Source organism: Polynucleobacter cosmopolitanus (genome assembly GCF_002224225.1).
Lineage (GTDB): Bacteria > Pseudomonadota > Gammaproteobacteria > Burkholderiales > Burkholderiaceae > Polynucleobacter > Polynucleobacter cosmopolitanus.
Genome location: NZ_NJGG01000001.1, coordinates 694,019 through 711,917, shown reverse-complemented (window position 1 = coordinate 711,917; position 17,899 = coordinate 694,019). Strand labels below are relative to the sequence as shown.

The window sequence follows — 17,899 nt, the reverse complement described above, 5'->3', positions numbered from 1 at the left end:
TCAATCAACATATCTCAATTGTCCTCGCATCTTTAATTCGAATAATTTTCGAGCAGTTATCTTCCAACACCTTACGATCATGAGAAACGATGACTGCACATCCTAGTGTCTTGAGTTTTTCCTTGATCTTAGAGGTAGATTGCTCGCGAAATTGAGCATCTCCAACAGAAAATACCTCATCCAATAACAAAATATCAGCCTTGTCTCTCATTGCCAATTCAAATGCAAGACGTGACTTCATGCCGGAAGATAAAGCGCGCAGCAAGGTGGTCTTGCCAATACTTAAGCCAGCCTTTTCAATTACATCCTCGACAAACTTAGAGCTCAGATCAAATTGAGAATTAAAACTAGTATCCCAGAGCTGCACATTTTTTTCTATATCTAAATCACCGTGAAAAACGTGCCCTAAACCCAATAAGGGCAGGCATTTACCGCGTACCTCACGGATTCCTGAAGAAATCGGGAGAATACCTGCAATCGCTGAAAGTAAAGTAGTTTTTCCAACCCCATTGGACCCCTCTATACCCAAAATATCGCCTTCATAAATATCTAAGGAGATGTCGCTTAAAATAGAAACCGTCTCCGGTAAAAATTGTTGCGTCATTAATAATTTTTTAAAAGAAAAATTATCAGATGAATTCTTGTACAGAGTAACTGCAATATTTGAAAGGTGGACTAAGGGTTGTTTCACTAGGGATGCAATCGATGAGTTTTAGAAATAAGTTAAATTTTACCAAATGACACAGCAAGATAAAAAGCCATATTCTCACTTGTGCACTGACGATGAATTCCCAATTTCTTCAAACCCCACAATCGCACGATGAACGGAGCCCGTCTTAGCTGACAAAACTGTTTAAACGTGAACTGATTTTCGGGTGTTAATAGATTTGCAATTGAGTCAAGCGCTACATTTCTACCCTCAATCCATTTTTGTAGATTACCTGATAAAAGGGAGTTGAAGCGTGAAAAATTTCTTAAAAAACCTTTTTTTTCGCCAATGATATTGGCTTTGTGTTGACGATATAAAGTTGTTGGAACTGGGTCATAAATAAACTTACCGCCCATCCCGGTGACGACCAAATAGGCCCACCAATCATGACTGACTATTTCGTATCGCGAATCTATCGAAATCACTTTCTTAGCTGCACCGTTAAAGACCATTGTGTTACCTCCTGCAATACTTTGCACTAAGGCATTTTTAAAGGAGGGGGTTAAAGGAAAAATTGGGGAATAACCCAGTAATGCATTCTCCTCATCAATTAACACAGTCCTTGCTCCGTAAACAGCAGGTATATTAGTGGAAATACCCCTCAAAACATCAATCGCCCTTGTCAACTTTTCTGGCAACCACACATCATCTTGATCGCAAAATGCAAAAAAATCAGCTGATATGCTTTCATCTGATGTTAAATATTGAAAATTTCTACAAAAGCCCTTTTGCGGACCATTTCTGATGGTCAATTTTCCAGCAGGCCAATTGGCTTGATATTTTTGTAGTATTTCTAAAGTTTGATCAGTAGAACCATCATCACTTGCAATAACTACCCAGTTTCGATGAGTTTGATAACTTATGGAGTCTAATTGCTCAGCTAAAAAACGCGCCCCGTTATAAGTACACAAAAAAATCGCTACTAAGGGGTCATTTTCAGTGGCAGTGGCAGTGGCAGTGGCAGTGGCATTAGCATAAATAGATACTGCACCACTATTATTTTCAATAGAATCATTCACTTATTATAACTTTCACCTAATTTTCAACCGATTTACACACAGCAAAAGCAACTCGAAACAATTTTTAGGTTTAGATTGAATAACTCTCTACTACACCTGCATGTTTATGTATTCGTTGTTCAATTATACTTATAGAAATTATATGTCTGGATAATATTTCACAAAGAAAGTCCAAAAGCTTAAATCATTTAGAACTATCAACATATCCACCTAAGGCTAAATGAAATCACAATGATTTGTCTTGAATGATTTTAGGTATCTGATTCACCACCCAAAGAAGCTTTTCCTTTGGGAATGGGCTCAAGTCCTCCGTATCGAATCATCGAGTTACCATCATAAACCAGACTCAGTCACAAAACATTTATTAGGTCATGGTTGTGCTGCACTTAAACGCCATCAGTAGCTTGATGATGCACCCTTGGCTTTTGATGACGTTTGAAGATCTAAGTTAACCACATCAACTGATGAGCGCTTTGCAGCAATTTTAAAAATGGTAGGGAAAAGATAGAGCACTCAAAGAAATAGTTTAAAAACATTCTTACCGCACTGCGATGGAACTTTTTTAATTTCCTGTAAGAAATTTCCTACAACAAAATCCGAAGTAGCCGACATACAAACCCTCAATAACTTGTTACGCTCTTTCTTCTAATTAACCAACAGAAAGAGGAGTCATTATGGGTATTCGTATGAAGTATTTCCCAAGAGATACAGGTGTTAATCATGAGCAAATAGCTGCGATGAATGCAGCCTTGGTTTCTGAATTAGAGCATGATGAAAAACCTGCTTCAATGATTGCCGCAAAGAACCGCACCTACGAGTTCTTCATTCAAAAAGCCAAACTGAAGAATCTTAATGCCATAACTTGCATGGGTAGCCTAGGCCTGAACTCTCAAAAATCAATGCAGTTTTTTAATGGCGATCACAAGCATGTTGAATTTTTAAGATTACTGCATGCCATCACCAAGATTGGGTATGAAGTAAAAATATCATTTCAACCATCAGACTTTCCGTTTGGCACGATCAAAATTGATCCTTGCTAATTGCCTCGCTGATTTCATTGTCTTAATAACCTCATTAACGAAAAAGCCAGTTCAAAAATTTGAACTGGCTTTTTTAATCTCAGCTTAATTGTTTCTATCGATGTTTTTATCGATATTTTCATTAACGTTCTTATTAAGGAATCTAATTCCCCGCCACAATCGACATCACAGCCATGCGCACTGCAATACCAAACGTCACTTGCTTGAGGATCACCGCTTGCGGGCCATCGGCCACTTCACTGGCAATCTCTACCTCACGGTTCATTGGGCCTGGGTGCATCACAATCGCATCAGGCTTTGCTAACTGAAGTCTTTCTTTAGTTAGACCCCACTGCTTGAAGAAGGCATCACCCTCAGGCACTTGGCCTGCTTCCATGCGCTCTTTTTGAATTCGGAGGGTCATCACTACATCAACATCTTTTAAACCTTCTTCGATGTTATTGAAGATTTTGACGCCCATCATGTTCAGGTCTTTAGGTAATAAACTTTCAGGACCAATCGCTCTGATCTCTGGGCAACCCAAAGTTGTCAGTGCATGAATATTTGATTTGGCCACACGACTATGAACAATGTCACCAATGATGGCTACTTTGATCTTTGTGAAGTCTTGCTTGTAATGCCGCATGGTGTACATATCAAGTAGACCTTGCGTAGGGTGCTGATTGGTACCATCACCTGCATTGATCACATGCACATGCGGTGGTAAATGTTGAGCAACCTCCACAGCAGCACCCGTGGTCTTGTGACGCACCACAAAAATGTCAGCCTGCATCGCCACCAAGTTATCAATGGTATCGAGCAGAGTCTCACCTTTGGCTGTTGAGGATGTTTGAATATCCAAGTTAACCACATCAGCTGATAAGCGCTTGGCAGCGATTTCAAAAGTGGTTCTGGTACGGGTAGAGTTTTCAAAGAAGAGATTGAAAACATTCTTACCGCGCAGCAAGGGAACTTTTTTAACTTCTCGATCTGAGTCGCTCACAGCCACAAATTGTTGTGCTGTATCGAGGATATGAAGAATATGTTCTTTAGATAAACCTTCTAAGGTCAACAAATGAGTGAGCTCGCCTTGATTATTGAGCTGTAGTTGGCTGGCAGTCTTAGAGGTTTTTGGCATCTTAGGTCAGTATTTTAATCTTTTATGTTGGTTCTTATGTTGGCTTTTTTTGTTTATTTACTGAATTTTTATTGATTCTGCTTAACTATTGTTTAACTCTTTATTGAGCCTCAGCGCTAAAGCTAAAGCGCCCATCATCCAATTGCTCTAAAACCAAAATCTGCTCATCAGCCACTTTGACCTTAGCCCCCTTGAAAGTGGCATCAACTGGTAACTGTCTTCTATGACGATCTGCAAGAACAGCCAAATCAACCTTGGCTGGACGCCCATAGTCAAATAACTCATTGAGAGCTGCTCGAACGGTTCTGCCAGTATCTAAAACATCATCGACCAAGATGATGTGAGCACCCTCTACCTCGAAAGGTAATTTGGTAGACATACCTTCAGAGCTATTGAGAGCCTTGATGCCTTTTTCAGCATAGTCATCACGATGGAATGACACATTGATCACGCCATGAGCAGATAAACCCAAATCTTTCGCCAAGCGCTCCGCCACCCAAGCGCCACCACTGGCCAAACCAGCCAATTGAAAATCAGGACTGATCTTCTTTTGTTCTTTTAATTGATTTAAAAGAGTTTGATAAAGGTCTTCTGCGTTAGGAATGGATGACATGACTATCTCACTGTGTGCGTATTGTTTTGATATTACTCTTTTGTTGCTTGATGTGACTGAAACAAATCTTGCCAAGACTGAAAGTGAATACCTGAACGAGTCAATGATTCATCACCACCATAAATCAAAACAGGCGCCATGGCGTCTAGACCTGCAAATTGATTTGATTTTTTACCTTGCTTCACAAAGTCAGTAGTAATCGTTGAACCTGATTTAATTTCAATGGTTTGTAACTTTTGTACTATTTGACCATCTTCCTGTACCGGGACTTCGTATACCAAATCAGCTTCCACGCCATTACTGTCTCGCCAAAAATAAATATCAGCAGGCAATCCTTGGTTGTATCGATGTTTGACATGTTCCATCACCACATACGTCTCAAATAAAGCACCACGCATAGGATGCAGATTTAGCATCGCCTCATCCCGAATACCCAATAACCAGGCCGCCAAACCTGTATCAACAAAATACAACTTGGGAGACTTCACTAAACGCTTGCCGAAGTTACGGTGATAAGGTCTCAGTAAATACACCAGATCACTGCTTTCCAATACAGATAGCCATGACCTTGTAGTTGTCTCATTGACACCGGCTTCATTGGCCAGTGATGCCACATTCAGCAGCTGTCCTGTTCTTGCTGCACACAACTGAATAAAACGTTGAAATACTCCCAAGTCCTGAACATTGATGAGTTGTCTTACATCTCTCTCAATGTATGTAAGCACATAACTGGCAAACCAATCTTGTGATGCATGAGGTAATTCAGGAGAGTTTTGGTGCGTGGTATGAATAGCTGGATATGAGCCAACATAAAGACGTTGATCTAATTTGCTTTGATGATCTCGAGCCAACTCTAATCCTTGCAATGGTAATAAACGAGTCATGCCAATACGTCCAGCCAAGGATTGAGTAATACCAGCAAGCAAACTGAACTGCTGAGATCCCGTGACAATGAACCGACCAGGTACACGGTCTTGATCCACCATGCCTTGTAAGTGAGAAAACAAATCTGGCCATCTTTGAGCCTCATCAAAGATGGCACCTTTTTCAAATCTCTTTAAAAATCCTTTAGGGTCTTCTTCTGCAAATGCTCTCTCTTGAGGATCTTCAAGAGACACATAAGGCTTATCTTTAAACAACTCTCTGACGAGTGTGGTCTTGCCAGATTGACGCGGACCAGTGACTCCTAAAACTGGAAAAGTTTTAGATAGTCTTAATAATGTAGAGGCCATTAAACGAGGAATCATGGCTTATTATAAGCTTATTTTTATGTAAATACACTTTTTAAAAGAGGATTTACATAAAATAGATGAAAAATATCTATATAAATCAATAAAACTGAAAACTATAACCCCAATTTATAGTGGAAATTCAGCTTATGTCTGATCCAGATACTGCTGCAAGATCAATTGGGCTGCCAAGGCATCATTACCATCTTGAACAGAAACAGAGGTATAGCGCTCATCCACCCAAACCACTTCTTTTTGGAAACGTCCATGCAGTTGATTGCCAAAGCGTTTAGCTTTTAGAGTCATCTCATGTTCTGCACCATCCGGATGGGTGGGTAAACCCACCACCAGTAACTGTGGCTGCCATTCTTGGATAAGTGCCTCTATTGCTTTAAATTTTTCGTCTTGATTTTTCTCTTGAATGATCTTCAAGTCTTCAGCAGTTTTGGTGATGGTGTTACCAACAGCCACACCAATTCGCTTTTCTCCAAAATCAAAGGCCAAGATAATCTTTGTCATCAGGCATGACCCGCATCACTTGAAAGAAAACCAATATCAATGCCCAATAGGCCTAAAACATTTTGATACTTGTATTCATCAGGCGTATCAAAAATGATGTGGGCCATTTCTTCTGTCGGCGCTGGAACATTCAGCCAACCATTGCGAGCGATTTCATCTTCGAGCTGGCCCGCACTCCAACCCGCATAACCCAAGGTCATTAAAAAACGTGAGGGTCCATGACCAGCAGCCACTTCTTCTAAAACATCTTTAGAAGTGGTCATGGCTAAGCCACCTGGAATTCTCAATGAAGAGTTGTAATGCGTGGTGTGCTCACCCTGCTTTTGTTCATGCAATACAAAGCCACGATCGGTTTGCACAGGACCACCAAAATAAACAGGCTCAGTGGCTTTGGTTTGAATTTCTAACTTGAGATCGACCTTGTCAAAAACAGTGGCCAAATCAACATCAGTAGGCTTATTAATGACCAAGCCCATGGCACCAGTAGAGGAGTGATCACAGAGGTAAATAACAGATCCAGCAAAGTTCTCATCCACCATGCCAGGCATAGCAATTAAGAACTGATTGGCGAGATGCTGAACATCCCCTGTTTTTTGGGTCATAGGTAAATTTTATATGAATAGTCCAAAACAAACTAAGGCAATAATTGGCTTAAATTTATTTATGAGGAAACAATAAAAGAGATTGATTCTCAATGATTTTTCTAAAATCATCCGATATCTCTGACCAAAGCACCAAATCAACTTTATATGGTAAATCTGAGCTTGAAAATTCTTCAGATAACAAAGCAAGTTTTTCTAAATTAAAACTATTGCTATCTTTAATCATCAAATCCAAATCTGAAAACTTTTTGGGCTGACCCTTGACTCGAGAACCAAAAGCAAAAACTTCATCAATATCAAAATTTCTATTGAGAATATCGCTAATAATTTCCCACTGCTCAGGAGTTACTAAAAGATCATTTGGCTTCAATTATTCTCTCGCTAATAGCGCTATTGAGGAATTGGGCTTCTTTTAAGAACTGCGGAATGATAGTCAAAACTTTTTCAGCCACCTCTTGATCATACGTGTGACTAGTTCTAGCCCTCTGATCCCTGTATGTTCTCCAAATAGGCCAGTCACTTAAAAGCAAGCCTTGTTCATTAGCAGTTCTGATTAAATTCTGAAAATCCATTTGATCAATTTCATCAGGATTGGGGCTACTCATCTCAAGATATCTTTTTAACATCTTGTGTGATAGCTCATAGGTAAACTCAAACCGCTGGATTAAACCATCTCTTAATTGATCATCGCCAATATTGAGGTTGTATCTAGCAAGGCCTTCATCAAGCTTTGAGATGGCTTTTTTTAGTGAGCTTAGGTCAAGAATGGTCATGATTCACAGATCAGTGAGTTAATGCTTGATTGTGACATATTTTAAATAGTGTCATGCGCCTTTTTCTAAAGATGGCTATCATTCAAAGATGAATCAAACATTGACCATTTCAAACCAATCTTATGCCATCTAATACAGGCCTGGTCTGGCTTCGCCGTGACTTAAGACTTCATGACCACCATGCCATGCGCATGGCTTTGAAAGCTTGCAAGCAAGTTTGGGTGGTGTTTGTATTTGATACGGACATTTTGTCTCACCTCTTAGATCGAGGCCTTAAAAAAGATCGTCGCATTGATTTCATTTGGCAATCATTACAAGAAATCAACACTGAACTACAAAGCAAAGGTGGCGGACTTATCGTGCGTCATGGCAAAGCAGTCGACATCATTCCACAGCTTGCCACCGAATTAGGTGTTCAAGCGGTTTACACCAATAAAGATTACGAGCCTGCAGCCATAGAGCGAGATCGTTTAATTTCACTCGCACTTGAAGTAAAAGATATTGCTTTTCATGGCTACAAAGATCAAGTGATCTTTGAGCATCAACAAGTACTCACAGGACAAGGCGGAGTGTTCTCTGTATTCACACCATTTAAAAATGCCTGGCTTAAAAAACTTCAAGCCTCTGATCTTGATGCGTATGCTGTTGATTTAGATAGTGGCCAATTTGCAGCAATACCAAAAGCATTAAATCTTCCTTTCCCATCACTAGAATCGATGGGCTTTGAACCTACCGGGATTGAATCATATTTACCCACTGGTATGTCGGGTGCATCCGAACTGTTTGAGCAGTTCTTAGATCGCATGGATCAATACCACGCCACCCGTGACTTTCCAGCGGTCAAAGGACCCAGCTATTTATCAGTTCACTCTCGCTTTGGCACAATTTCTATTCGAGCACTGGTGCGCGAAGCGCACCATAGAATGTTGGCTGGCAGCATGGGTGCGACGATCTGGTTATCAGAGCTGATTTGGCGTGACTTCTATTTCATGATTCTGAGCAATCACCCAAGGCTCGCTCCAGCCTTGGGCAAGAAATCACTGATTCACGGTACAGCTGGTCACCAATCATTCAAACCTGATTACGACAAGATTGTTTGGGAAAGCGGCGCTAAAGCTCAAAAGTTATTCAAAGCGTGGTGTGAAGGTAAAACTGGTTACCCTTTGGTTGATGCAGCCATGCATCAACTCAATCAAAGTGGCTACATGCACAATCGTTTGCGCATGGTCGTGGCTTGCTTCTTGATCAAAGATTTAGGTATTGATTGGCGCTGGGGTGAACAATACTTCGCAGACCACCTCAATGACTTTGACTTTGCCGCCAACAATGGTGGTTGGCAGTGGGCCTCTTCTAGCGGTTGTGATGCACAACCCTACTTCCGCATCTTTAATCCCATCACCCAATCTGAAAAATTTGATGCAGAAGGTAAATTCATTAAAAAGTATTTACCGCAGTTATCTAAACTATCCAAGAAAGCGATTCATGCCCCTTGGTTAGCGGGTGATATTGAATTGGATCTCGCAGGCGTTCGTTTGGGCCGAGATTATCCGCCACCAATCGTGCAGCATGACGAGGCTAGAAAAAATACCTTGATCAGGTATGCGGTGGTTAAGAAAGAAACCGCATAAGGTAAAAAAACCAAATTTTCGGTAAATAAAGCGCTTTTATCCGCAATAAATGCGGTGAATAGCTGACTTATTGCCAATATGAGTTATAATCACCGCATGAATAGCGGAGATAAAAAATACATTTGGCAAGATTCTCGATGGCCTCATTGGGAATACGACATCAAGCAACTCAACAGTTTGCTGACCCAAGTCTATAAAGCCCAAGGTCAACTATTGGGGCGATTACATCATGTAGGTATTCCTTTACGAGATCATGAATCTTTGAGGGTATTTACAGAAGATGTTCTAAAAACCAGCGAGATTGAGGGGGAAAAACTAGACCCAAACTCAGTGCGCTCATCGATTGCTCAACGTTTAGGTATTGATATCGGAGCTGTAACTCCCACAGATCGTCACATTGATGGTGTGGTTGATATGGTTTTAGATGCCACCCAAAATCATCAGAATCATTTGACGCAAGAAAGACTTTTTGCTTGGCATGCAGCTCTCTTTCCAACCGGTTATAGCGGCTTATCTAAAATATTGGTTGGTACATGGCGTGACGATGCCAAAGGATCGATGCAAGTTGTTTCAGGTCCAGTCAATCGGCAAAAAATCCACTTTGAAGCACCACCCGCATCAAGCTTGCAAATAGAAATGCTGGATTTTTTACTTTGGTTCAATGTCGATCAACAACACGACCCGATCATCAAGGCAGGTTTGGCTCATCTTTGGTTTGTGACACTGCATCCCTTTGACGATGGTAACGGTCGAATCGCAAGAGCTATTGGAGATATGGCATTAGCTCGAGCTGATGGATCCACGCAGCGCTTTTATAGTCTATCTGCACAAATTGGACGCGATCGTAAAAATTACTATGACCTTTTAGAGAATACTCAAAAAGGTGAAATGGATGTGACTCAGTGGCTCAGTTGGTTTTTGAGCAGTTTGCTATCAGCCATTCAAGTTGCAGAAGCAGATCTTTCTGTCACTTTGTTTAAAGCTAATTTTTGGCAGCGTTGTTCTGGAATACCGATGAACGAACGACAAATAAAACTACTGAATAAATTACTTGATGGTTTTGATGGAAAACTCACCAGTAGCAAGTGGGCCATCATTGCAAAATGTTCCTCAGACACCGCACTGCGAGACATCGCCAATTTATTAGAGCGAGGCGTTTTAGTGAAATCAGATTCTGGTGGAAGAAGTACCAGTTATGAATTAAATAAACCGTGATTCAAATGAACTTTGATAGTCATTTAGTTTGACTTATCTAAGATAAGTGCATTTCTATACTCGAATCTTTTTCGAATCTATCAGAGCCCAACGGGTCTTTTTAATCCAGGCAACTGAATAAACTGAGGCCTCTTACCCAAGGACATGGCAGTCAGCTGACCACCCCAAACACAGCCAGTATCTAAGCCGACCACATTTTTTTTCTTGAGTAGTCCCAAAGTAGACCAATGACCAAAAACAATTTTGGCATCTTGAGTTTTTCTGTTCGGAACCTCAAACCAAGGCATATAACCTTTGGGTGCATCACCAGCACCTTCTTTACTCTCAAACTCCATCACACCTCTGGCAGTACAAAAGCGCAAGCGTGTGAATGAATTAATGATGACTCTTAAGCGCTCTGCACCTTTGAGTTTGTCATTCCATTGATTAGGTGTATTGCCATACATTTCAATCAAGGACTTGGCATAATTTTTATGTCGCAAGACTTTTTCTAATTCATGGGCCAACTCAAGAGTTTTAGTGACACTCCACTGCGGCAAAATCCCTGCGTGCACAAAAAGAGTATTTAAGTTTTCTTTGCCGCTGTACAAAGCCATCGGGCGATGTCTTAACCAATCAATCAATTCTTTTCGATCGGGTGCTTTAAGGATGTCATCCAAGGTATCCAATGATTTGGGGCCGCGTATTCCTGCATCTCTGGCCAGCAAATGTAAGTCATGATTACCCAAGATGCATTCTGCTTGTCCCACCTCCTGCAATGCCTTAAGAGTTCGCAAAGCACCTAAAGAGTCTGGGCCACGATTCACCAAATCACCCACACAAATGATTTTTGAGTCTTTGGGTAATTTTTTGATGAGTTGCTTCAGCTGCTGATTGCAGCCTTGAACATCTCCTATGGCAAATATATCGTTCATATACCCCTTAGTTTAATGGGTGATGATTTTGTTGATTTGTTTTTCTATTATAAAAAGCATAAGATGCTATTCCGATAACCAAGCAAATCTTCAATGAAATTCAATTCTTTACTCTTTGCAGACTCCCTTGAACAAAAAGGTTTTTCTGTAGAACAAGCAAAAGGTATCGCTCCGGGTACTTATTTTTCTTGTGGCGCCTTTGAGTGCTTTGATATAGAAAAACTAGCAACAAAAGATGAAATAAAGCATCTAACTACAAAAGAAGATCTCGCAAGATCTATCCACACTTTGTTCATGCAACTATTGGGTGTCATCATTGGAGTGCAAACAGTGATGATTGGCCTGATGTTTTTCTTACATCGATAAAAAATATCATGAGATTTAACTCTCACCAAGACCTAGCCACAACGAAAGACATGACTCAAATAGAAGACAACATTGATTTAATGCTCATTAAACTGAATCAAAAAATTGATTCAGTCGGAATTCGTCTTGAAAAATCAATCGCCGATCTTGGCACTAAATTATCCATCCTTATTTGTGCGAGCTCATTCTCTATGATGACAATCTTGCTCGCTTTTATGATGTTCTTACATAGCGGCAAATGATTTTTCTGCTGCTTTGAACATTTCATCTAGAACTGCATCATCGTGCGCAATTGATAAGAAACCCGCCTCATAAGCAGATGGTGCTAAATACACACCATTGTCTAGCATCAAGTGGAAGAATTTCTTGAAAGCTTCAATATCACTAGCAGTCACTGCAGCATACGAAGTTGGCACCTCTTTAGAGAAATACAAACCAAACATACCGCCCACGCTATCGACTGAGAATGGAACTCCTGCCTGATTGGCCCTTTCTTGCATACCGTTCACAAACTTTTTAGTTTGAGTGGTCAGGCAATCAAAAAAACCAGATCTAGTGATAATGTCTAAATTGGCCAACCCAGCAGCTACTGCCAATGGATTGCCAGACAAAGTACCGGCTTGATAAACATTGCCTAAGGGGGCTAATTTATTCATGATGTCAGTACGACCACCAAAGGCAGCCATTGGCATACCACCGCCCATGACTTTACCTAAGCAAGTTAAATCTGGTTTAACGCCATGCAAACTTTGTGCGCCACCCAAAGCCACTCTAAAGCCCGTCATCACTTCGTCATAAATCAGCACAGCACCTTCTTTGGTAGTGAGATCACGCATTGCTTTAACAAAGGCAGAGCTTGGCTGAATCAAATTCATATTGCCCGCGATTGGTTCAACAATCAACGCTGCAATCTTGCCAGCATTTTGTTTGAATGCAACCCCAAGCGCTTCTACATCATTGAATGGCAGCACCAATGTATGCTTCACTAGATCTTGTGGGACCCCACCTGATGATGGTGCATTTTGCGTGCTATCAGCGAAGGTCAACATGCCTGACCCAGCTTTGACCAATAAGCTATCAGCATGACCGTGATAGCAACCCTCAAATTTAATGATCAGATCACGGCCAGTAAAACCCCGCGCCAAACGCAAAGCGCTCATCGTGGCTTCTGTACCGCTGGAAACCAAACGTACTTGCTCAATACTAGGAACCAATTGACAGATACGCTCTGCCATCACAATTTCACCTTCAGTTGGAGCGCCATAACTAAAACTATGAACCGCAGCCTCTTGCAGAGCCTTTACAACTTCAGGATGAGCATGACCGACAATCATCGGACCCCATGAGCCAATACAGTCGATATATCTCTTATCGTCTGCATCCCAGAAATAAGCGCCTTGCGCACGCTTGATAAAGCGTGGCACACCACCCACCTGACGAAATGCTCTGACTGGAGAGTTAACGCCACCAGGTGTGGTTTTTTGGGCTCGGAGGAATAGTTCTTCGTTTTTGCTCATGATTCAATCTTTAATTATTTTTAACTTCCAACACTATAACGAATTTGGCCATTTTCTTGATTCATATGTGCTTTTGAGTAATAGCATCTCTAGTCATACTGAATTATTTAATGTTTTTAAATACTTTCTTTACAGATTCCTCGTCTGCATAGTCCTCATTTCAAGATTCAGCAATACCCTCTAGGATTTGTTTCTGACGCCACAATTCTAAATCTGAAGATTGGACTGAGGAATTGATATCAATTTTTACACCCGACTCATGATTGGACATATAAACCTTTGAATAAGATCGTCAAAATAATTAAAAAGCCACTTTTAAAAAGTGGCTCTGTGATGCTATATCTAGAACAATGTAGCTTGATTACTTAAATCACTGTCATCTCGAAATCTTCTTTGCGTGCACCACACTCTGGACACGTCCAGTTCATTGGAACGTCTTTCCACAATGTACCAGGAGCAATACCCTCATCAGGTAAGCCAGCCTCTTCATCGTAGACCCAGCCACAAATCAAACACATATAAGTTTTAAATTCCATAATCTCTTTCCTATTTTGTTTATTTTACTAGTGCTTTGTACCAACGTGTTTTCTTAACCAAGGCTCAATATGATCGTAATCAAACATTTGATGATCAAACATCTTCATCATTTCTTTATAAATTTTGTTATTTTCAGCGACTAATTGACAATTATTTATTCGAAGAAACACATCGACAACTGCAAACGCCACCCTTTTATTACCATCTAAGAATGGATGATTGATTGCTAAACTCTCCATGAGAGCTGCTGCTTGAGCAATGATGTCAGGGTAATATCCAGTTTGAGGTCTGAATAATGCAGACTCCAAGGCACCGAGATCCCTTATTCCTGATGCCCCACCATATTTTTTAATCATGATGGCATGAATTGCCATCACCTCAATGGTGCTTAAATAATCAATTTTTGCCATGCGTTACTTGGCTAACTTTTCGTACAGACTGTCGAACTCTTGAATACTTAATCCAAGTTGCTCCATGACGTGTTGACGAGGCTTATTGGCGCTTCTGCGCTCCAAAAACTCTCTCATTGCCTCATCCAATAAAGCTTGAAATTGCTTACCCTCCTCCTCAGCCATTTGTCTCATGGCTGCCAAAAGCTCGGGAGAAGCTTGGGACGCAAACTTTTCTTTTAATGGTTTTGATTTCATAAAGACAATTTTATCATGATATTTCTTGACGTATCAAGAAATTTTACCCATGCCGAAATTCATGAATTTCCTAATGAAGCATCCGGCTTTTTCATATCAAACCTGAACAAGCGACACTCTAATGGACCATTGAATAAGGGCGTGCGCTTAGACTCTTTCATGCGCACTTGACCTGGTAAACCCATATCGGCTGTTAAAACATCCACTTGCCAACCTTGAAAGTTATCTTTGAGATGCTTACCGAACTGATTTAAAAACTCCATGAACTCTGGTGAGTTATTGTTCTTTGGCAAAGCATCACGCGCGCCACGACCTTTGACACGCTCACTGCCATCACGACCACCCTTGATCTCTAAACGCTCGCCATATGGAGGATTAAAGAGCATCACGCCTGGCTCTGCAAACGGTGACTTAGCCACCAAAGCATCAATTTGGCGAACATTCGACAAAACACCTGATTGCGCAGGCAAGCCAGCACGCTTCCAATTGTTTTTAACAATTGCGATCATGTTCTCATTAATGTCACAAGCAGCCATCTTGAGCTTATTAGCATTGGCCAAACCTTGCTCAATATTTTTCTTGGCAACGATACACAAACCATCCCACTGCTTTTTTAAATCAGGCGTATTGAATGGCTTTAATCTCTGAAACCCAAACCCTTGATCAGCACCCACCAAATCAACACGCGTTGGGCGATAACGGGTAAATTTAGAAGGCTCAGATTTATCTACAGACTTCACAGCTTGGTTATGATCCTGCGCCGATTGTGATGCATCTTGTTGAGGGTTCATCAACCCAGCACGTATCGAGCCCGATGGAATACCTAAACCTCTATAAGCGGCTTCAATTAAAAAAGTACCACTACCGCACATAGGATCAAACAAAGGTTGCTCCGGCTTCCATCCTGTCAAAGCCAAAATACCAGCGGCTAAATTTTCTTTGAGAGGGGCTGCACCTTTGTCATCACGCCAACCGCGCTTAAATAAAGACTGACCGCTGGTATCCAAATAAACCGTGGCATGAGTCGCAGTTAAATGGGCCTGCACTCGAACGTCGGGCAATTCAGTATCGATATTGGGACGCGCACCTTTGACTTCTCTTAAACGATCGCACACCGCATCTTTGATTCTGAGAGTGACAAAGTTCAAGCTTGTGAGTGGTGAGCGATGCGCGGTTAAATCAACCCGCATGGTTTGATCAGGAGTGATCCAATCTTCCCAAGACAAAGAGCGAGCTGCTTTGTAAATATCATCTTCTTTGCGATATGCCACATGCGTCATTTGTAACAAACAACGGCTGGCGATTCGAGAATGCAAATTAATCGCCAAAGCCACTGACATTGGACCCGCAACACCTAAACCACCGGTGTTATTTAATGGCGGAGGATCAATGACCCATGCGCCTAGAGCTTTGACTTCAGAGCGCTCAGAAATTTCCTTTAGCTCTTCTGCCAAAGGAATCTCAAGCCCACGTGGACACACAATAAAAAACTTCATTGATTAACCTTGAATATTTTGATGATTGATTTTGAAAACGGTGGATTCACTCTTTTTAGCCAGTCGCTTAAAAAGGTTTCACCACCACCAAAATACTCACGATCAAGAAAATAATCACAGGCACCTCGTTGAACCAACGGTACCAAACGTGAGAGCGTTTGTTAATGCCTGCTTTGAATTTTTTATAAATGGAACCACAAGCGTGGTGATAACCCAACAAGATAAATACCAAGAATAGCTTGGCATGCATCCAACCAGAGCCAGGGCCTTTACCCACGCCGTAATACAACCAAAGTATCAAACCTAGAATAACTGCAGGGACCATCAAGATGGTCATAAAGCGATACAAGCGATAAGACATGCCTAAAAGGCGCTCTAAAACTTGAGGATTGGTTTCTTGGGCCATGTTCACATAAATGCGCGGCAAATAAAACAAGCCCGCAAACCAAGCAGCCACAAACAATATGTGAAATGCTTTCACATACAAATACGCACTGCCCATCACCACATTCACTGAATCACTCATCTCAACCATCCCTTTAGGTTTACATTTCTGATATTAATTTTTACTACCGTTACTACTTTGACTATCTAGCTCTAACTCAGGTTCTGATTTCACCCTGTCCAAACACGATGTATTTCATTGAGGTCAAACCCTCTAGACCAACTGGTCCTCTGGCGTGTAACTTGTCATTTGAAATACCAATCTCAGCACCCAAGCCATACTCAAAGCCATCTGCAAAACGAGAGCTGGCATTGATCATCACACTGGCACTATCCACTTCTCTTAAAAAACGCATACCCGCTGAATAGTCTTCAGTGATGATGCAATCAGTGTGGTGGCTACCATATTGATTGATGTGCTCCATCGCCTCATCCATATTGCTGACAGTTTTAATAGATAGGATTGGTGCCAAATACTCTGTAGACCAATCTTCTTCAGTGGCATCGATTAAATTTTTCACACCAGCGGCTTCAAGAGCTTGTTTGGTCTTTTTACAAACACGCAACTCAACACCTTTGTCTTGATAAATCTTGCACAAAGGTAATAAAGAATCTTTGATCGCAGCCTCATGCACCAACAATGTTTCCATGGTGTTGCATGGTGCATAGCGTTGGGTTTTAGCGTTATCACACACCTTGATGGCTTTGGCAGGATCAGCCAAGACATCGATATAGGTATGACAAATACCATCCAAGTGCTTGATCATCGGCACTCTGGCATCAGCCATTAAACGCTCGATCAAACTCTTGCCACCACGTGGCACGATCACATCAATGTATTCATTCATGGTGATCATGGCGCCCACGGCAGCACGATCGGTTGTTTCAACCACTTGCACTGCGTCTGATGGTAAACCTGCCAAAGACAAACTCTCTTGAATCAACTTGGCCAATGCCGTGTTTGAATCAATCGCTTCTGAGCCACCACGCAAAATAGTTGCATTACCTGACTTCAAGCACAGGGCTGCAGCATCAATCGTCACATTAGGACGAGACTCATAAATGATGCCAATCACGCCCAAAGGTACACGCATTTGCCCCACCTGAATACCTGATGGCATTTTTCGAATATTGCTCATCTCACCAATTGGGTCTGACAACTTGGCAATTTGCTCCAAACCTTCAGCCATGGTGGCGATAGTTTTATCCGTGAGTGTCAAACGATCAATGAAAGCAGCATCTTGGCCATTGGCTTTTGCACGCTCAACATCTTTGGCATTCACCACTTTCAAAGCTTCTGCATTTTTTCTAACCAAAGCTGCCAATTGAATCAAAGCTTCATTTTTTGAAGCTGTGCTGGCGCGAGCCATCGCACGCGAAGCTGCACGGGCTTTTTGACCAATGCCCTTCATCAGGGTCACTGCGTCTGAATGTGTGTTGTTTTGAGTGCTCATAGCCATTACTTTAACTGAAATCAGGGGTTTGAACGAATTCTTGAGGATTTTCAAGGAGAT

21 protein-coding genes are annotated in these 17,899 nt (G+C 41.4%); 4 read left to right on the top strand and 17 right to left on the bottom strand.

Features of this window, described 5'->3' with window-relative positions; all coding sequences use genetic code 11:
- Window positions 1–4: 4 nt before the first annotated feature.
- Window positions 5–604 carry an ATP-binding cassette domain-containing protein gene (locus AOC33_RS03680; RefSeq protein WP_089515215.1) on the bottom strand — a complete coding sequence of 200 codons (600 nt, stop codon included), beginning with the start codon at window positions 602–604 and terminating at the stop codon, window positions 5–7.
- Window positions 605–723: 119 nt separating this feature from the next.
- Window positions 724–1,728, bottom strand: coding sequence for a glycosyltransferase family 2 protein (locus AOC33_RS03675; protein WP_245835576.1), 1,005 nt, complete (start codon window positions 1,726–1,728; stop codon window positions 724–726).
- A gap of 674 nt (window positions 1,729–2,402) precedes the next feature.
- On the opposite strand from AOC33_RS03675, the gene AOC33_RS03670 reads away from it, so the two are divergent.
- On the top strand, window positions 2,403–2,768 hold the full coding sequence (locus AOC33_RS03670; protein WP_089515214.1) for a hypothetical protein: 366 nt from the start codon (window positions 2,403–2,405) through the stop codon (window positions 2,766–2,768).
- Window positions 2,769–2,910: 142 nt separating this feature from the next.
- On the opposite strand, the gene AOC33_RS03665 is transcribed toward AOC33_RS03670, so the two are convergent.
- The 7 genes from AOC33_RS03665 to AOC33_RS03635 form a co-directional block, all read right to left on the bottom strand.
- Complete coding sequence (locus AOC33_RS03665) at window positions 2,911–3,885, bottom strand: aspartate carbamoyltransferase catalytic subunit (protein ID WP_089515213.1); 975 nt, start codon at window positions 3,883–3,885, stop codon at window positions 2,911–2,913.
- Window positions 3,886–3,985: 100 nt separating this feature from the next.
- On the bottom strand, window positions 3,986–4,498 hold the full coding sequence (gene pyrR / locus AOC33_RS03660) for a bifunctional pyr operon transcriptional regulator/uracil phosphoribosyltransferase PyrR (protein ID WP_089515212.1): 513 nt from the start codon (window positions 4,496–4,498) through the stop codon (window positions 3,986–3,988).
- A 32-nt stretch (window positions 4,499–4,530) separates the two neighbouring features.
- Window positions 4,531–5,745, bottom strand: coding sequence for an ATP-binding protein (locus tag AOC33_RS03655; protein ID WP_089515211.1), 1,215 nt, complete (start codon window positions 5,743–5,745; stop codon window positions 4,531–4,533).
- Between the two features lie 129 nt (window positions 5,746–5,874).
- The gene (gene ruvX, locus AOC33_RS03650; RefSeq protein WP_089515210.1) at window positions 5,875–6,246 is read right to left on the bottom strand and encodes a Holliday junction resolvase RuvX; all 372 of its coding nucleotides are present in this window, start codon (window positions 6,244–6,246) and stop codon (window positions 5,875–5,877) included.
- Window positions 6,246–6,848, bottom strand: a complete 603-nt coding sequence (locus AOC33_RS03645) for a YqgE/AlgH family protein (protein WP_089515209.1) — start codon at window positions 6,846–6,848, stop codon at window positions 6,246–6,248. The genes ruvX and AOC33_RS03645 overlap by 1 nt, the downstream gene beginning before the upstream one ends.
- 55 nt (window positions 6,849–6,903) lie before the next feature.
- Window positions 6,904–7,218, bottom strand: a complete 315-nt coding sequence (locus AOC33_RS03640) for a nucleotidyltransferase family protein (RefSeq protein WP_089515208.1) — start codon at window positions 7,216–7,218, stop codon at window positions 6,904–6,906.
- Window positions 7,205–7,621 carry a nucleotidyltransferase substrate binding protein gene (locus tag AOC33_RS03635; protein ID WP_180738089.1) on the bottom strand — a complete coding sequence of 139 codons (417 nt, stop codon included), beginning with the start codon at window positions 7,619–7,621 and terminating at the stop codon, window positions 7,205–7,207. The genes AOC33_RS03640 and AOC33_RS03635 overlap by 14 nt, the downstream gene beginning before the upstream one ends.
- 122 nt (window positions 7,622–7,743) lie before the next feature.
- On the opposite strand from AOC33_RS03635, the gene AOC33_RS03630 reads away from it, so the two are divergent.
- Window positions 7,744–9,249 carry a cryptochrome/photolyase family protein gene (locus AOC33_RS03630; protein WP_089515206.1) on the top strand — a complete coding sequence of 502 codons (1,506 nt, stop codon included), beginning with the start codon at window positions 7,744–7,746 and terminating at the stop codon, window positions 9,247–9,249.
- Between the two features lie 96 nt (window positions 9,250–9,345).
- A complete protein-coding gene (locus AOC33_RS03625) occupies window positions 9,346–10,464 on the top strand; it encodes a Fic family protein (RefSeq protein WP_089515205.1) in 1,119 nt (372 codons plus the stop codon).
- An 80-nt stretch (window positions 10,465–10,544) separates the two neighbouring features.
- Here AOC33_RS03625 and AOC33_RS03620 read toward each other — a convergent pair whose 3' ends face one another.
- Window positions 10,545–11,378, bottom strand: coding sequence for a symmetrical bis(5'-nucleosyl)-tetraphosphatase (locus AOC33_RS03620; RefSeq protein WP_089515204.1), 834 nt, complete (start codon window positions 11,376–11,378; stop codon window positions 10,545–10,547).
- Window positions 11,379–11,471: 93 nt separating this feature from the next.
- Between AOC33_RS03620 and AOC33_RS03615 the strand changes: the two genes are divergently transcribed.
- Window positions 11,472–11,744: a hypothetical protein gene (locus tag AOC33_RS03615; protein ID WP_089515203.1), complete on the top strand. Its 273-nt coding sequence runs from the start codon at window positions 11,472–11,474 to the stop codon at window positions 11,742–11,744.
- Between the two features lie 224 nt (window positions 11,745–11,968).
- On the opposite strand, the gene hemL is transcribed toward AOC33_RS03615, so the two are convergent.
- From hemL to AOC33_RS03575, 7 genes are all read right to left on the bottom strand, one after another.
- Window positions 11,969–13,261 carry a glutamate-1-semialdehyde 2,1-aminomutase gene (hemL, locus tag AOC33_RS03605; protein WP_089515201.1) on the bottom strand — a complete coding sequence of 431 codons (1,293 nt, stop codon included), beginning with the start codon at window positions 13,259–13,261 and terminating at the stop codon, window positions 11,969–11,971.
- Window positions 13,262–13,626: 365 nt separating this feature from the next.
- Entirely contained in the window at window positions 13,627–13,797 is a 171-nt protein-coding gene (locus tag AOC33_RS03600; RefSeq protein WP_088812539.1) for a rubredoxin, read from the bottom strand.
- A 27-nt stretch (window positions 13,798–13,824) separates the two neighbouring features.
- Entirely contained in the window at window positions 13,825–14,208 is a 384-nt protein-coding gene (locus AOC33_RS03595; RefSeq protein ID WP_089515200.1) for a type II toxin-antitoxin system death-on-curing family toxin, read from the bottom strand.
- Window positions 14,209–14,211: 3 nt separating this feature from the next.
- Window positions 14,212–14,445, bottom strand: a complete 234-nt coding sequence (locus AOC33_RS03590; protein WP_089515199.1) for a hypothetical protein — start codon at window positions 14,443–14,445, stop codon at window positions 14,212–14,214.
- A gap of 59 nt (window positions 14,446–14,504) precedes the next feature.
- Window positions 14,505–15,941, bottom strand: a complete 1,437-nt coding sequence (locus tag AOC33_RS03585) for a THUMP domain-containing class I SAM-dependent RNA methyltransferase (protein ID WP_089515198.1) — start codon at window positions 15,939–15,941, stop codon at window positions 14,505–14,507.
- A gap of 67 nt (window positions 15,942–16,008) precedes the next feature.
- Window positions 16,009–16,467: a CopD family protein gene (locus tag AOC33_RS03580; RefSeq protein ID WP_245835575.1), complete on the bottom strand. Its 459-nt coding sequence runs from the start codon at window positions 16,465–16,467 to the stop codon at window positions 16,009–16,011.
- Window positions 16,468–16,543: 76 nt separating this feature from the next.
- Window positions 16,544–17,839 carry a glutamate-5-semialdehyde dehydrogenase gene (locus AOC33_RS03575; RefSeq protein ID WP_425439810.1) on the bottom strand — a complete coding sequence of 432 codons (1,296 nt, stop codon included), beginning with the start codon at window positions 17,837–17,839 and terminating at the stop codon, window positions 16,544–16,546.
- Window positions 17,840–17,899: the final 60 nt, after the last annotated feature.

Coding starts and splice junctions, on each gene's coding strand:
- hemL (WP_089515201.1), bottom strand. CDS start 13,261: ATGAGCAAAAACGAAGAACTATTCCTCCGAGCCCAAAAAACCACACCT.
- AOC33_RS03680 (WP_089515215.1), bottom strand. CDS start 604: ATGACGCAACAATTTTTACCGGAGACGGTTTCTATTTTAAGCGACATC.
- AOC33_RS03655 (WP_089515211.1), bottom strand. CDS start 5,745: ATGATTCCTCGTTTAATGGCCTCTACATTATTAAGACTATCTAAAACT.
- AOC33_RS03630 (WP_089515206.1), top strand. CDS start 7,744: ATGCCATCTAATACAGGCCTGGTCTGGCTTCGCCGTGACTTAAGACTT.
- AOC33_RS03615 (WP_089515203.1), top strand. CDS start 11,472: ATGAAATTCAATTCTTTACTCTTTGCAGACTCCCTTGAACAAAAAGGT.
- AOC33_RS03585 (WP_089515198.1), bottom strand. CDS start 15,941: ATGAAGTTTTTTATTGTGTGTCCACGTGGGCTTGAGATTCCTTTGGCA.
- ruvX (WP_089515210.1), bottom strand. CDS start 6,246: ATGACAAAGATTATCTTGGCCTTTGATTTTGGAGAAAAGCGAATTGGT.
- pyrR (WP_089515212.1), bottom strand. CDS start 4,498: ATGTCATCCATTCCTAACGCAGAAGACCTTTATCAAACTCTTTTAAAT.
- AOC33_RS03645 (WP_089515209.1), bottom strand. CDS start 6,848: ATGACCCAAAAAACAGGGGATGTTCAGCATCTCGCCAATCAGTTCTTA.
- AOC33_RS03625 (WP_089515205.1), top strand. CDS start 9,346: ATGAATAGCGGAGATAAAAAATACATTTGGCAAGATTCTCGATGGCCT.
- AOC33_RS03580 (WP_245835575.1), bottom strand. CDS start 16,467: ATGAGTGATTCAGTGAATGTGGTGATGGGCAGTGCGTATTTGTATGTG.
- AOC33_RS03590 (WP_089515199.1), bottom strand. CDS start 14,445: ATGAAATCAAAACCATTAAAAGAAAAGTTTGCGTCCCAAGCTTCTCCC.
- AOC33_RS03575 (WP_425439810.1), bottom strand. CDS start 17,839: ATGAGCACTCAAAACAACACACATTCAGACGCAGTGACCCTGATGAAG.
- AOC33_RS03595 (WP_089515200.1), bottom strand. CDS start 14,208: ATGGCAAAAATTGATTATTTAAGCACCATTGAGGTGATGGCAATTCAT.
- AOC33_RS03600 (WP_088812539.1), bottom strand. CDS start 13,797: ATGGAATTTAAAACTTATATGTGTTTGATTTGTGGCTGGGTCTACGAT.
- AOC33_RS03635 (WP_180738089.1), bottom strand. CDS start 7,621: ATGACCATTCTTGACCTAAGCTCACTAAAAAAAGCCATCTCAAAGCTT.
- AOC33_RS03665 (WP_089515213.1), bottom strand. CDS start 3,885: ATGCCAAAAACCTCTAAGACTGCCAGCCAACTACAGCTCAATAATCAA.
- AOC33_RS03620 (WP_089515204.1), bottom strand. CDS start 11,378: ATGAACGATATATTTGCCATAGGAGATGTTCAAGGCTGCAATCAGCAG.
- AOC33_RS03670 (WP_089515214.1), top strand. CDS start 2,403: ATGGGTATTCGTATGAAGTATTTCCCAAGAGATACAGGTGTTAATCAT.